Origin of the sequence: Paenibacillus allorhizoplanae (genome assembly GCF_927798215.1) — a bacterium.
GTDB lineage: Bacteria > Bacillota > Bacilli > Paenibacillales > NBRC-103111 > Paenibacillus_E > Paenibacillus_E allorhizoplanae.
In genome coordinates this window covers 1-12,769 of sequence record NZ_CAKMMW010000051.1, presented here as the reverse complement: position 1 = coordinate 12,769, position 12,769 = coordinate 1, and the positions used below count along the sequence as shown (strand labels likewise).

Sequence of the window (12,769 nt, the reverse complement as noted above, 5' to 3'; positions counted from 1 at the left end):
GTCTCAACAACCTAGTATTCTTAAGATTACTATATTTCAAGGTGATGAAATCCTGCGAATGAATGAGTTTACGTGAGATAAACCCTTAAAACTGAGGGACGAAGAACGTTAGTTAAATCACAATAAAACGGCAGCCGGCACACGATTTGAATCTATACTAGATCGCTATATCAATGGGGGACGATTAATTTTCGAGCTGCCTAACATCAAAGGAAGCTCTTGATCACTGAACGGGAAATAAACTTAATTGAAAACAAGTTATTGACAGTTATCTTAAAATCATATATCTTTAAATTAAGATATATGATTTTAAGATATTATTTAGACGACTTCAAGGAGGTAATGAGAATGATTCCAATTTTGAACCGTATTAATGAACTTAGCAGAATTGAGCGCAGTTCAGGTCTATCTGATACTGAGAAAGCGGAACAAGCAGCGCTTCGGACGCAGTATTTACAAATTTTACGCGGGCAACTATTAACAACGCTTCTGAATGTGTCTGTTATGGATGGATTTGGGAACGATGTTACGCCTAAAAAGCTTATTGATAAAAAAGCAGCTAATGATCAATAATTTTTGTTATATATCTTAATTTTAAGAATATGTAAATTAAGACAGTTTCGCGGTTGGCAACCAACCAGGTTAATATCCGTGGCACCTAAACTAATGTTTTCCCACGCATAGTATGAGAATGAATTCTGGAGGTTGGCTGATGTCAAAAAGAATAGGGATTATTGTAGGAAGTTTGAGGGAAAGCTCTTTTAATCAAATGATTGCGAATTCGATTCCAGAACTTGTAGATTCCGCGGAATATGAATACATATCGATTGCTAATCTTCCCCTCTATAATGCGGATTTGGATCATGAAGAAGGGCCAGATCCAGTTAAGCATTATCGCGAGGCGATTGAAAAGACAGATGGCATTCTCATTGTTAGCCCGGAGTACAACTCAGGTATACCGGGAGTACTAAAAAATGCACTGGACTGGGCATCGACACCTACCAAAACAGCCGTCTTAATTCATAAGCCTGCAGGTGTGATAGGCGCAACACCTGGCGCAAAAGGGACAATTCTTTCGCAACAGCAAATCAGGCAAACGTTGGATGCCACCCTGTCCTATGTGATGCCGGCTCAAAAAATGTATATTTCTCAAATCATGGACAAGATTGATTCAGACACTCGTAAGCTCACGGATGATACGACTCGCAAATATTTGCAGCGCTATGTGCAATCATTTTTGCAATGGATTAATCAGGTACAACGGCTTAATGAGTAGTAAGGATAATATCTAAACTAATATATATGGAGGCTATTATGGGTGAAATTGCGCTTTTTGGATTTGGACGTATCGGAAGACAGCTCCTTCGGGCGGCGTTGCAACAAAATTTGTTTGTCCCCTTTTCCATCTCGGATATTAAAGACGAAGCTACGCTTGCCGCACTTTTTGAAGTGGATACAAATTACAAGCGTTGGCATGAGAAAGTATCTGCTCAAGAAGGCGTAATCATAATCGGCGACCGGGAGATTCGTTATTTGAATTCGGCCGCTGAATTGCCGAACTGGGGTGCGTTAGGCGTTGAATTGGTCATTGATTGTACCGGACGAGCCGTTACGCGATCAGTAGCTGAACTGCATTTGGAGCGAGGCGCCAAAAGGGTGCTTGTAAGCGGTCCGAGCAAAACCTTAGAAGATTGCGACGCAGTACTTCTTAAAGGAATTAACTTAGAAAGCTTCGATCCGGAAAAGCATAAAATCATTAGTATGGCGAGTTGTACGACCAATGCGCTTGCACCGGTAGTCAAATTGGTCAGAGAAAACTATGGCATTCAATACGGTTTATTCTCCACGGTACACTCGTATACGAACACGCAATCGTTGACGGATCAGCCGATGAAGGACCGCAGGGATTCATGGGCAGCTGCCGAGAACATCATTCCGTCATCTTCAGGTGCAGCCAAAGCTCTGAAATTCATTTGGAATGACCTGCAAATCACAGGCAAAGCCTATCGGATTCCGACCCGTACCGGGAGCATCGCAGAACTTAATTTGATAACGGAAAAACGATGCACCGTTCAAGAGATTAACGATATATTTCGAGAAGCTGCGAGAGAAGGCGAATTAAAGGGCGTTCTTGATGTTTTGGAAGGGGAATGGGCCTCGTCCCGTATCGTAGCTGATCCCCATTCTTCGATTATTGATTTGCCTTTAACCCAAGTACAAGGTGAACTATTGTCTGTCGCTACTTGGTACGACAACGAATGGGGTTATGCTTCACGGTTGGCTGAGGTAGCCTCTTATCTTGTTGCAAAATCTTAAGCTAGACGATTGATAATGAATTGGATGCATCTTTGAACGTATGAGCGAAGCCAAAGGCGACAGCCAATACATTCTAAGATGCATCTTTTCTCGTCATACAGGGACGTGGATACGGCTGAGCTCTTGTTTCCTTTCTAGAAATTATCGGTAACAAGAACATTGCGCTCCCGGGCAGATTAGCGAAACTTAAATGACTTTTAGAACGTCTAATATACTAATTACCAATTTTAGGGAAAACGAAGGAGGAAGACATGTCGCAGAAAAAGGGCTATGCACTCTTTATTATGATTTGGCTTACAGTTTTAACAATATGGGCAGTAAATAAAATAGTGGTTCCTATTAGCAATAACGTGGTGACAGTTCAAGGTATACCTGGTCAACCAACGACTCAGCAGATTTCTACAGTACAAATTGATAAAGATACTGTATGGGTGATTGAATCCAACAGTAACTTAATAAAAGTTATAACGCATGATACGGATGGATATCATATGAAACAAATAAAAATGTCTATCCAAAATCAATAATATTATATTGAACTAACGGCGGACTATAGTTGAGGGGCTTGCTTCGGCAGCTCCTCTCTTGCTTATTAAAGTAACGGGCAGTTTAATTGAACAAGGATAATAAAAAGAAAGCACCATTAGTTCAAGTGCTCTCTTCGAGAAATTAGTTGTCAGACTCAATTAAAAGGACGGCGAATTACTTTAATAATGCGTACCCCCATACTAATCAGTCTTTGTGCTTGAGCCACATTTATTCTAACGAGCACTGCTTCGTCGGTAGAGTTCTCAACGTCGAATACTGAAAAGATCCGCCCATTGGCGAACAGTACTCCTTTGAGCTCAACATCTTTTCCGCGAGTTGGTCTTGGTACAGTATTTTGAATTTTGCAACGCATTACACCCGCACGTATTAGACGGCGTGCTTGTTCAGCAGTCGTTCTAATCGCGAATAGCGGGTCTATTTCTACCCCCGTCGTTTTCGCTTCAATTTCAGCTATTAGAAAAAATTGACTTCCTACTTGTGCAATACAATTGGAACCTATGGTAACAGGATTTGCCATAATTTATCACCCCCGAAATATAGTATGAAGAGTATGAGAATTAAGAAACGGCAAATATCAGTTCCAACTAAAAAATATAATAGCGTTGTTAACGGAAAACTTTTAAAGTAAGAAAAGCATTGATGATATTTTTGTAATGAAATTTTATCAAGATTGGTACTTTAGATACAATTTAAAAAAAGGTATGATTTGATCACTGATTAATAGAGTGAAGGGACATAAGGAAAACACAGATGCACTTGAAGGTATCTGTGTTTTGTTGAACTCCCTCAGAATGATTTAATTTACTCACGCAAGCTCGTCTATTCGCAGGATTTCATCCACTAAATATCGATGATGAAAGAAAAGATAGTGATATGTATTATGGCGTTTGTTAAATAGGCGTGCGGGAACAGAGGTGTAGTTGAATCACCCAATTCATTCCAAATGCTGCACGTATTCTCCACGTTGCCCTTAGCGATTTTCACTCCCATGTCTCAACGGGTCAATAGCCCTCTCATTCCTTCGTCACATCTATCTAATGGGGGGGAGGTCGGTCTTTCATTGCGAACGTAAGTTCTGATATAATGTATCAATAAATTGAAGTCGAAAGGAAGCAGCTATGAACGCAATAGAAGCTATAGTTCAGAATTTGAGTGAGGTTAGGCGTAGAAGCATGATTATTTGGGGAAGTATTCCGCATGAGTTTTTTGACTGGAGACCGGATTTAGAAGCAATGAGCATAAAAGAGATGATCCGCCATGTCCTGGATAGTGAACATTATTATCATCTTGCCTTGTTGAATGAAGGAAGTCTAAACGCTTATGAATCCCCTTATGAGACTCGTACTTTTACAACACTCAAAGAGGAACTCAACTTTTCAGAACCCTATCGGAATGAATTTATGAATACAGTAAAATCCTATACACCAGAGGATTTAACAAGAATCCAGATTGATAGAAAAGACGTAGGGTACATTCGATCATTAGGCGACATGCTTATGAGAATTGCATACCATGAAGCAGTCCATTCAGGTCAACTTTTAGATTATTTAAGATTAGCCGGATTAAAGCGGCCAAAGGTTTGGGATTGAAGTTTAAGAAAGAAAGATTGAGCTAACGAGGAACTCTAGCTTAATAACAATATGAAGAGGCAGACGGTCCAGGTGGATTGGTTGCCTCTTTTCAAGTACCGGGCAGGATAGTTCGGATTTATCGATCTTCTTTATGATCTGGCAGGCCGCGCTGCCGGACATGCCTCGTAATCACTTTCGTTATATTGTGACTCGGAGCAGAATGAAACGGACTAGCGTAATGTCGAACGCTAGTCCGTTTCTGTTTGTTCATTTTTCTCCTTTTTGAGCTGCTTTCGCTCAACATGGGCCACTCCCCATTGATGTAAAGTTTCCAAAATCGGAGACAGGCTCATGCCGTATTCCGTGATGGAGTATTCTACTTTCGGCGGGATTTGCGGATAAATAACTCGTTTAACGAGCTCTTCCTCTTCCAATTCGCGCAGATGGAGCGTAAGCATCCTTTGAGTGATATCGGGCAGCAATCTTCTTAGCTCATTGAACCGCAAAGGTTTACCTTGAAGCAAATGATAAAGGATAATCGGCTTCCATTTGCCGACGATCGAATCCAGCGCCACAACGAATTGACATTGGACAGGGTTCTTTTGCATACGTAGGCCTCCATTACAGTACCTTTTTTAATACTATACCACATTAATGTGCGTACTTAAAATAAGTAAGTATATATAATATGATTATCCTTGAAAGTATAACTGATTACAGAAGGGAAGTTTTGATTCATGGCAACCGTATTGTACATCACCGCACACCCTCTCGATCCTCAATCATCGTATAGTCTCGCGGTAGGCAAAGAGTTTATCGAAGCGTACCGCGAGGCAAATCCGAGAGATGAAGTTGTTCATTTGGATCTCTACAAAGAGAATATTCCGCAATTTGATGCTGATGTTTTAAGAGGTTGGGAAAAGCTTCGGTCGGGTTCATCTTTCGATCAACTGACTGATGCTGAGAAGTCAAAAGTGGCTTGTCTTGAAGCGATTGTTGATCAATTCGTGGCTGCTGATAAGTACGTATATGTTTCACCGATGTGGAATTTCACGATCCCACCGGTTTTGAAAGCATACACTGATGCGACTTCAATTCCGGGTAAGACTTTTAGATATACCGAAAATGGCCCTGAAGGTCTGTTGACCGGTAAGAAAGTCTTACACATTCAAGCTAGTGGTTCTGTTTATTCGGAAGGTCCTTTAGCTCCACTTGAAATGGGATACAGCTATCTGAATAAGGTTTTACAGTTCTATGGGATTCAATCTATTGAGGCGATTTTTGTTGAAGGAACGGCATTAAAATCACAAGAGCAAGCTCCAGCTATTAAAGAAAAAGCAATTGCACATGCTAAGGAAGTTGCCAAATGTTTCTAATCGGGGGACCGTTCTCAAACCCGAATCCATAAAAGCAAATCCAGCAAAAGTGAAGTAATGCTGCGAAGCTGATTTCGATTACTTTCGGGGGAGCCCCCATTATCCACAGGAAATCAGGTTGCGTATATTTCCCAAATAATAAAAAGGCTGTTGAAGTATTTCAATAGGCTTTTTATTGCGCTAACGCAGAACGATTGTTTAAAGTAAGGGGCAGTTTGCCGCGGGACCGGCAGCTGCTCCCTTTTTATTGAAGTAACGGGCAGTATAGTTTCAATTTATGGTATCATTTAGATAAGAACTTTAAAGAGATGAACTTGGAATGTATGTAATTTAGGAGGCTGATCCAATGAATAAAGCGGAAGCCAAAAGAATATTCATTGTGATTATTTTTATTGGCACTGTATTTTCTACAATTGCTATGTTAATAAAATATCCCCAACTAACATAGATTCAGTAAATGAATCAACACTCAGCATATACACCCAATATGGAGAATTTAGACGTTCATCTACTGAAGAATACTTTCCTGGTATTGCTATTGCCCGTAGTAAAAAGCAAATAAATAAACAAACAGAAGTATTATTTCTTGACATTGGAGTTTTCGTAAAAGAAAAGAAATAGTAATGTTATTATTTGAATTGTGAATTAATAACTTAAGGGATTCAGCTAATGGGACACGATAGATCAATCACTACATGACGGCAATAACACACGATCGCCTACCATTGTGAGCAAGATAATGACGTGAATAAAAACATTAAAGGTGAAAAATGAATAAGAAAATATCGATTTTATATTTTATATTAGCTTCGTTTTTATTCGGGGGAGCCATCTGTTTATTCAAGAGCATCTTTTGGACCTTTTTCTTTCTAATATTCATAGGTTTTCTATTAACAATAAAGATCTCAGATGAAAAAAGAAGTTTCGGGAAACAAATGCTTAGTGCGTGTTTAGGTCTGTTCTTTTTTGGATGGATCGCTGTTTTGGTTATTTTGCTGATTAAAATATTCATAAGCTACTTGTATTCCTTATTAATCTAACGGATAATGAGAGTTCAATGATCAGGGAGCAGTTTGCTGCGGCAGATGCTCCCTTTTTCTATTAAACTAAAGGGCAGGATAATTTAACAAACTAAAGAGATACCCCTCCAATTTCCATAAAGGTGAACGAAACATTCTCTACAAACAGAACGTCTATATAAGGCATCTAGAAAAAAGGGGAATATGGAATGAAAAGTCGAATGATAAGAGTTGTTTCGGTAGTATTGGTAGCAACTGCAACTGCAACTGCAATTGCATTGACTAGCGCACAGCTTACCAATGAGAAGGTTACGAAAGCTGAGAATGATCAAGTAGCTGCTTTTCAAAGAGAAGTACATCCAGTTGTTGAAGGTGTTGTTGAAAAGTATTTTCTTAAAGAAAATCAAAGCAGTGAGACAATGACAGATGCAGATCGATTGAAATATATGGAACAATTAGATTGGTACTGGGACAATGATAATCTTCAGGTAGTATTTGTGGTACTCAAAGAAGATGCGGAAGAAATGAAAGCTATTCGTAAAGAATTGGAAGAAAAGCTTGGTGCAAAAGTGAAGTTCGTTAAGTCTAGAATCTCTCAAACAACTTTAGAAATGAGTGAAATGAGTAACGAAGTATCAAAATTTATCTTCAATACAATTAAGCCAAACGATATGTACTACGAAGGTGGTTATTTTCGAGATAAGCAACGTATTGAAATAAAAGGTGCTTTTACTGATGAGCAAGTTCAAGCTATCTATGCTAAGTTCGATAAGAAGCTTGTCAATATAACGAAAATTGCTCCAAGAGGAGATGGCGGACCAACAGCATTTTAACAATGGATTATCCCAATGAATCATCAGATTTGATCGCTGTGAAAGAAAATCAAGCCCAGCCATTCAACTATCGGATAACGTTTATTTAATATGAACAATGGGAGGCTGCCGACACGATCGGCAGCCTTTCGCTCACCTAACGGGAGTTTAGCAAAACATAATAGTAAAAATATGGTAATATACTATACATCGAAACAATCCTATAGCGGACATACGACCATAATTCGTATATAAGCGTTGAAAACTTGTTTGAAGTTCTGAGCTCGCGCGCTTTACGTGTAGTTTAGACATCGTGAAGCACAGCAAATGCAAGCATTGAAGCCCCAGATTCAGTGACAAGCCGAGCTCATTTAAACAAGATTCCAACTTACTATTTCACCTTCGTCAGAGGCTCTAAATGTAGCCGTACTCTTACATTAATCTTCATAGTAGACCAATGCCGATCCCATGTATCTCTGGTTATTGGTTTGGAGAATGGTTTAGCAGTCAACGCCCCGATTTGAAGGGGGTCAATCTGCAATTTTTGCATTTGGGATACCAAGCGGATGACTTTCTCTTCCAAGTACCGTTCGATTTTTTGTGTGAGAGCGGCATATTGGAAGTTATCCTCGATTCTTGCGAGCGAATTCAATTCATCAATTCTTCCCTTCACGTCGATTTCGATGGTCAGGGATGATAAATCCGGGGTTAGTTTCATACGGGTATGCGCGCGAATATGCCCTAGTGTAACCGCGAGGTCAGGAAGGACTAAATATCGTACGAATCTGTCCCTATACAACAATTGGTTGATTTGATCGTCCTTTCCACGTATCTCCGCAACCATACTGTCCCGGTCGAAAAATGCTGTGCCTTCGTACAGGAACTGTTCGCCTTCCGCGCGAAATACTGGTAGCTGGGGATCGGAAACCTGAGAGTACAGCATTTTCATAAACTGGTGCAAATTGACGACAGTAATTTCGCCTTGTTTTTTCTTCTCGTAATGTTTGAACATGCGATAAAGGTAATAATCGATATTATCTGCGTCATCCAAGTGTTTGGCGAGGAATTCATTAAAGTTGCCTTTCGTGATGACTAAGTACAGCCGTTGCGAAATGTTCGGATCGGTCAGGACGGTATTGATAAGACGGGTCAGTCCACGTTTCGCAAAAGCTTCGTCCACGAACAGCAAGCGGATTTGACCGGCTTTCAGTTCGTTATAATAGGTTAAATTAAACCCCTTATTGCCTTCATTCAATAAAGAGACCTTAAGGGTAAGTACTCGCTTCTTCACCTTGATAAGAGGAGGGACGAGCGTGCTGATTGTTATCTTTCCGTTTTCTTCTCCTCCACCCTGTACGGACCAGAAAATGATCGGCGTGATTTCTTCGATCATATTGTTTTCTGGTAAGGGAACACAACCGCATGCGAATGTCAACAAAGAAAACGATAGCAGCACAAGCGTTGCTCGTACGAAGCGTTTCATGAAGTTGTCCTGGCTTTGCGCTTGATCGCGATCCAGATGAGGAGAGGTGATAACAAATAAGTGGCGGATCCTGCCCACATCTGCAAGTCGAGCCAAAAGGCCTGTTCGAGCCCGGGCTCCCAAAACCATTTACTGATCGGAAGAGTGACGGCCATCACCGCACAGCCGCTAACGATCAGTCCAATACGCGTAGTGCTTGTCTTCGTCTTGCCTAGTAAACGAGATGCGCCATATATCATTAATACGAACAAGGCGATCGAGTAAAGGAAGCTGAACATATATGCCGAGATCAGGATAATATCGACCCTTTCGAATACAGGAGATTGCAGGTATCGCCCCATCTCCACGTTCGGGTATTTGATGGTTGGCAAGTATTTAGAGCCATAGAAGAGCAAGGAAGCAATGGAAATAAAGAGATACTCGCCGACCGAGATGGCGTTAGCGATCGTCAAATATTTTAGCATTTTCCGTTGCGGATTCAGCCAGTATGTAATAGCGATTAAAAATTCAGGTCCGGATAACGACGAAAAAACGAGCAGTAGTGATTTCCATGCAAACGGCTCTGGGCCAATCGGAATGAGTGGGTATAGATCGTGAAGCGAATTTGATTGCACCCAAAAAAACGGAATATACAAAAAGAAGATCCAAATCGTTCCAATGAACACGATAGTTACGAACCGTACCATGTTTTCCATTCCAGACAGCGCCAAATAGCAGCTAAGGATAAAAGGAAACACAATGTGCCATTCTCGGTCCATAGAAGGAAAAACAAATTGGTGCATGATATCGGCATAACTGACTGAAATGAAAGAGATCTTGAGTAAAAGGAGCGGCAAGCTTGCCAAAGCTAAAATTTTAATGCCTGTTTTTCCGAATAATCTTTCAAAACCCTGGTACCCTTGGGCAGAGTAGGGGGTTGCGAACCACTTGGACAGCATATATAGGCAAAATTGGGAGGCTATGCCCATTGCTACAATCGCCAATAACATATACGGTTGAACGAGGGCTGAGGGCATGACAATCATGAAATAAAGCATTTGAATCCTATTGGTGAGGAAGAGCGCGTAAAAACCACTTTCTTGATGTGAGGTTTTTCGAAACAGCGATATAGCTTGCATGGGTTCATTTACTCCTTCGGTTCATACGATACTTGTTCAAAGGACGCAATGCTTCAGGACGAATGCGCATAGCGTGTAACGGCCCTCGGATGAAAAAATCGACCCAATCTCTCCAATAAAACGGAGATACCGGCGCCAAGTAGGGCTGGTTCAAGGACGTAAGCCCGTTCAGATGGGCTAACATGCCGACGAGTCCCAGCAAGATACCGGGAACACCTAAATAGGTCGCGAGAATCAAGAATATGAATTGAAGCAGTAAACTGGATTTGGTGACCAGATAGTTTGGAACGAGAAAAGTGGAAATCGCCGAAATGCCTGCCAATACGATTAGCACTTTGCTTGCGAATCCGGCTTCTACTGCAGCTTGTCCTATAACGATTCCTCCAATTACCCCCAAGTTTTGGCTCGTTTTGGTCGGCATTCTTAGGCTGGCTTCCTTGATAATTTCTAGCGTAATAAGAATAATAAACGCTTCCCAGAAGGGGGATAGCGGCAGTTTGCTACGAGACTCGATGATTACATATAAAATTTGCAGGGGAAGCATTTGATAATGATGAGTCGTTAATGCCACGTAAATTGGAATTAGAGTAATGGAAAGAAGGAAACTGAGATAGCGTAACGGCCTCAAAAAACTAGCTACTAACCAGCGGTTTATATAATCCTCCGGGGACTGAAACAAGTGAAACAGCGTAATCGGAGCGACTAAGGCGAAAGGAGTGTTATTGACGAAAATGACCAATTTTCCGATGCCTAGTGAATACGCACAGGAATCCGGTCGATCGGTCTGAAGATATTGAGGAAAGATGCTGTGATAATGGTCTTCCATAAACGCTGCAACATGTGAAGAGTCCAAAAACATATCGAAGTCGATGCTGGAAAGCTTATTTTTCGCGACCGTTACAAATTCTGGATTGATTAGCCCGTCGATGTACATAAGGACTACGGTTGTTTGGGTTAAGGAGCCGACGGAGTATCTCTCTGTTTTGAGCGCTGTTAAAGGAAGTCTTCTTCTAATCAGCAAGATGTTTTGCTCCAGCTGCTCGCTGAAACTGTCTTTTGGGCCGAACATTATTGTTTCCGTCTCTGATGTTTCGATGGACCGGCTGAGCAAGTTGGGGAGCAAAATAGCATGCCATCGCCCGCTGTATGAGTCGAGAACTAGCACTGAACCCTTCAAGAGATACTGGAGGGCTTGCTCCAAATTGGATAAGCGTGTTATTTTGGCGGTTGTCAGGCTCTTTTCCACCGAAACTCGGAATGAGCGAAAGAGCGGCTCCAAAATCGATTCGTTAAGACGTTCCTGATCGACTAGGGTTCCAAGATAAATAAATGTCAAGCGAAGACCGTCGGTAGTCTCTCGATCAATTATCTCTACATCCTCCATAAGGGCGAGGTGATGCTCTAAAGCTTCCAATGAGATTGCTGTCATCTTTCACCTCCTGAATCAGTGCGTTGTGATTTTCTTTATTATTCCTTTTTGGATCGCGGTTTAAACGAACGATTGGAAATCTTCGAAAAAATGATGACACAATAATCCAAGCGACGAGGCGGTCGGTTCTTTGAATGTACCGTTGGAATTTATCTAGTGGATGTTCGCTATGAAAATGTAATCGCTAATTACATTCCCGACGGCTCAGGCCGGAGACTTTTAATTGGCCAGTGGATCGACTGCCTTTTCTCAACTAACTGGTAGGATACTTAAAAGATTGCTTTCGGTATTAACGTTTACCTTAATATTCTTTGTTTATACATTGTTTTCCACTTTTGGTATATGCTAAGCTAGAAAAAAGTGAACAGAACCCTATTACTTTGAAGGGCTTCTGCTCACTTTTTTTATTACTCTTGAACTTGGTGCTTTTGGGATAGAAATGAAGTAATCCGCACAGATTACCATAAATGCTTGCTTTCAATAACAAAGTGGTGGAGGAGCAAAAGGTGACTATCAAAATGAACGACTGTGGACAAGTCAGCAAACAAGAACACATAGAATTAAACAAGGGAGTAATTAAATGAAAGCTGTAACCTACCAAGGGTTAAAAGATGTGAAAGTTAAAGAAGTTCCTGACGCAACAATACAGAAATCGGATGATATCCTTGTCCGCATCACAACAACGACGATATGTGGCTCGGACCTTCATCTTTATAACGGAGAAATTCCTAACACCCCTAAGGATTTCATAATTGGACATGAACCAATGGGGATTATCGAAGAGGTTGGTAAAGATGTGACTAAAGTGAAAAAGGGAGACCGTGTCATTCTTCCCTTTAATGTTGCCTGCGGTCATTGCTGGTATTGTACACATCAACTGGAAAGCCAATGTGACCATTCGAATGATTTTTTACATGGTGATACAGGCGGTTATTTGGGGTATTCCGAAACTTTTGGCGGGTATGCAGGCGGACAAGCTGAGCTTCTCCGTGTTCCATATGGGAACTTCGTTCCTTTTAAAGTGCCTGAGGATGCTGAAATGGAAGATGAAAAGCTCCTCTTTCTATCTGACATTGTACCTACAGCCTATTGGAGT

General features: G+C 41.1%; 13 protein-coding genes. 8 read left to right on the top strand and 5 right to left on the bottom strand.

Translation table 11 applies throughout. The annotated features are described in order from the left end of the window. Positions 1 to 348: 348 nt before the first annotated feature. The 4 genes from L6I86_RS35125 to L6I86_RS35110 all read left to right on the top strand — a co-directional run bounded on the left by L6I86_RS35125 (position 349) and on the right by L6I86_RS35110 (position 2,843). Positions 349 to 573: a DUF896 domain-containing protein gene (locus L6I86_RS35125; protein ID WP_028553225.1), complete on the top strand. Its 225-nt coding sequence runs from the start codon at positions 349 to 351 to the stop codon at positions 571 to 573. Positions 574 to 712: 139 nt separating this feature from the next. Continuing rightward, positions 713 to 1,276: an NADPH-dependent FMN reductase gene (locus L6I86_RS35120; protein WP_236293533.1), complete on the top strand. Its 564-nt coding sequence runs from the start codon at positions 713 to 715 to the stop codon at positions 1,274 to 1,276. A 38-nt stretch (positions 1,277 to 1,314) separates the two neighbouring features. Then, a complete protein-coding gene (locus L6I86_RS35115; protein WP_236293532.1) occupies positions 1,315 to 2,316 on the top strand; it encodes a type I glyceraldehyde-3-phosphate dehydrogenase in 1,002 nt (333 codons plus the stop codon). A 251-nt stretch (positions 2,317 to 2,567) separates the two neighbouring features. Further along, a complete protein-coding gene (locus tag L6I86_RS35110; RefSeq protein WP_236293531.1) occupies positions 2,568 to 2,843 on the top strand; it encodes a hypothetical protein in 276 nt (91 codons plus the stop codon). Positions 2,844 to 2,998: 155 nt separating this feature from the next. Here the strand turns inward: L6I86_RS35110 and L6I86_RS35105 are convergent, their stop codons facing one another. Further along, positions 2,999 to 3,382, bottom strand: coding sequence for a hypothetical protein (locus tag L6I86_RS35105; RefSeq protein WP_236293530.1), 384 nt, complete (start codon positions 3,380 to 3,382; stop codon positions 2,999 to 3,001). Between the two features lie 601 nt (positions 3,383 to 3,983). Here L6I86_RS35105 and L6I86_RS35100 point away from each other — a divergent pair. Next, positions 3,984 to 4,454, top strand: a complete 471-nt coding sequence (locus tag L6I86_RS35100) for a DinB family protein (protein ID WP_236293529.1) — start codon at positions 3,984 to 3,986, stop codon at positions 4,452 to 4,454. Between the two features lie 230 nt (positions 4,455 to 4,684). Here the strand turns inward: L6I86_RS35100 and L6I86_RS35095 are convergent, their stop codons facing one another. After that, positions 4,685 to 5,044 carry a winged helix-turn-helix transcriptional regulator gene (locus tag L6I86_RS35095; protein WP_236293528.1) on the bottom strand — a complete coding sequence of 120 codons (360 nt, stop codon included), beginning with the start codon at positions 5,042 to 5,044 and terminating at the stop codon, positions 4,685 to 4,687. A 129-nt stretch (positions 5,045 to 5,173) separates the two neighbouring features. Here L6I86_RS35095 and L6I86_RS35090 point away from each other — a divergent pair, with 129 nt between their 5' ends. Further along, the gene (locus L6I86_RS35090; protein WP_236293526.1) at positions 5,174 to 5,812 is read left to right on the top strand and encodes an FMN-dependent NADH-azoreductase; all 639 of its coding nucleotides are present in this window, start codon (positions 5,174 to 5,176) and stop codon (positions 5,810 to 5,812) included. Between the two features lie 1,228 nt (positions 5,813 to 7,040). Continuing rightward, positions 7,041 to 7,664: a hypothetical protein gene (locus tag L6I86_RS35085; protein WP_236293524.1), complete on the top strand. Its 624-nt coding sequence runs from the start codon at positions 7,041 to 7,043 to the stop codon at positions 7,662 to 7,664. Between the two features lie 370 nt (positions 7,665 to 8,034). On the opposite strand, the gene L6I86_RS35080 is transcribed toward L6I86_RS35085, so the two are convergent. Genes L6I86_RS35080 through L6I86_RS35070 form a run of 3 tightly spaced genes read right to left on the bottom strand, consistent with a single transcriptional unit; the run spans position 8,035 to position 11,673 of the window. Next, complete coding sequence (locus tag L6I86_RS35080) at positions 8,035 to 9,126, bottom strand: Ger(x)C family spore germination protein (protein WP_236293522.1); 1,092 nt, start codon at positions 9,124 to 9,126, stop codon at positions 8,035 to 8,037. Beyond that, on the bottom strand, positions 9,123 to 10,244 hold the full coding sequence (locus L6I86_RS35075; protein ID WP_236293520.1) for a GerAB/ArcD/ProY family transporter: 1,122 nt from the start codon (positions 10,242 to 10,244) through the stop codon (positions 9,123 to 9,125). The genes L6I86_RS35080 and L6I86_RS35075 overlap by 4 nt, the downstream gene beginning before the upstream one ends. A gap of 4 nt (positions 10,245 to 10,248) precedes the next feature. After that, entirely contained in the window at positions 10,249 to 11,673 is a 1,425-nt protein-coding gene (locus L6I86_RS35070; protein ID WP_236293518.1) for a spore germination protein, read from the bottom strand. Between the two features lie 580 nt (positions 11,674 to 12,253). On the opposite strand from L6I86_RS35070, the gene L6I86_RS35065 reads away from it, so the two are divergent. Further along, positions 12,254 to 12,769: alcohol dehydrogenase catalytic domain-containing protein (locus L6I86_RS35065; RefSeq protein ID WP_236293515.1), on the top strand; the 516-nt coding region annotated here is incomplete at its 3' end.

Excerpts from the sequence above, each read along its gene's own strand:
- L6I86_RS35120 (WP_236293533.1), top strand. The coding sequence starts at position 713 with ATGTCAAAAAGAATAGGGATTATTGTAGGAAGTTTGAGGGAAAGCTCT.
- L6I86_RS35085 (WP_236293524.1), top strand. The coding sequence starts at position 7,041 with ATGAAAAGTCGAATGATAAGAGTTGTTTCGGTAGTATTGGTAGCAACT.
- L6I86_RS35075 (WP_236293520.1), bottom strand. The coding sequence starts at position 10,244 with ATGCAAGCTATATCGCTGTTTCGAAAAACCTCACATCAAGAAAGTGGT.
- L6I86_RS35100 (WP_236293529.1), top strand. The coding sequence starts at position 3,984 with ATGAACGCAATAGAAGCTATAGTTCAGAATTTGAGTGAGGTTAGGCGT.
- L6I86_RS35125 (WP_028553225.1), top strand. The coding sequence starts at position 349 with ATGATTCCAATTTTGAACCGTATTAATGAACTTAGCAGAATTGAGCGC.
- L6I86_RS35095 (WP_236293528.1), bottom strand. The coding sequence starts at position 5,044 with ATGCAAAAGAACCCTGTCCAATGTCAATTCGTTGTGGCGCTGGATTCG.
- L6I86_RS35115 (WP_236293532.1), top strand. The coding sequence starts at position 1,315 with ATGGGTGAAATTGCGCTTTTTGGATTTGGACGTATCGGAAGACAGCTC.
- L6I86_RS35070 (WP_236293518.1), bottom strand. The coding sequence starts at position 11,673 with ATGACAGCAATCTCATTGGAAGCTTTAGAGCATCACCTCGCCCTTATG.
- L6I86_RS35080 (WP_236293522.1), bottom strand. The coding sequence starts at position 9,126 with ATGAAACGCTTCGTACGAGCAACGCTTGTGCTGCTATCGTTTTCTTTG.
- L6I86_RS35110 (WP_236293531.1), top strand. The coding sequence starts at position 2,568 with ATGTCGCAGAAAAAGGGCTATGCACTCTTTATTATGATTTGGCTTACA.
- L6I86_RS35090 (WP_236293526.1), top strand. The coding sequence starts at position 5,174 with ATGGCAACCGTATTGTACATCACCGCACACCCTCTCGATCCTCAATCA.
- L6I86_RS35105 (WP_236293530.1), bottom strand. The coding sequence starts at position 3,382 with ATGGCAAATCCTGTTACCATAGGTTCCAATTGTATTGCACAAGTAGGA.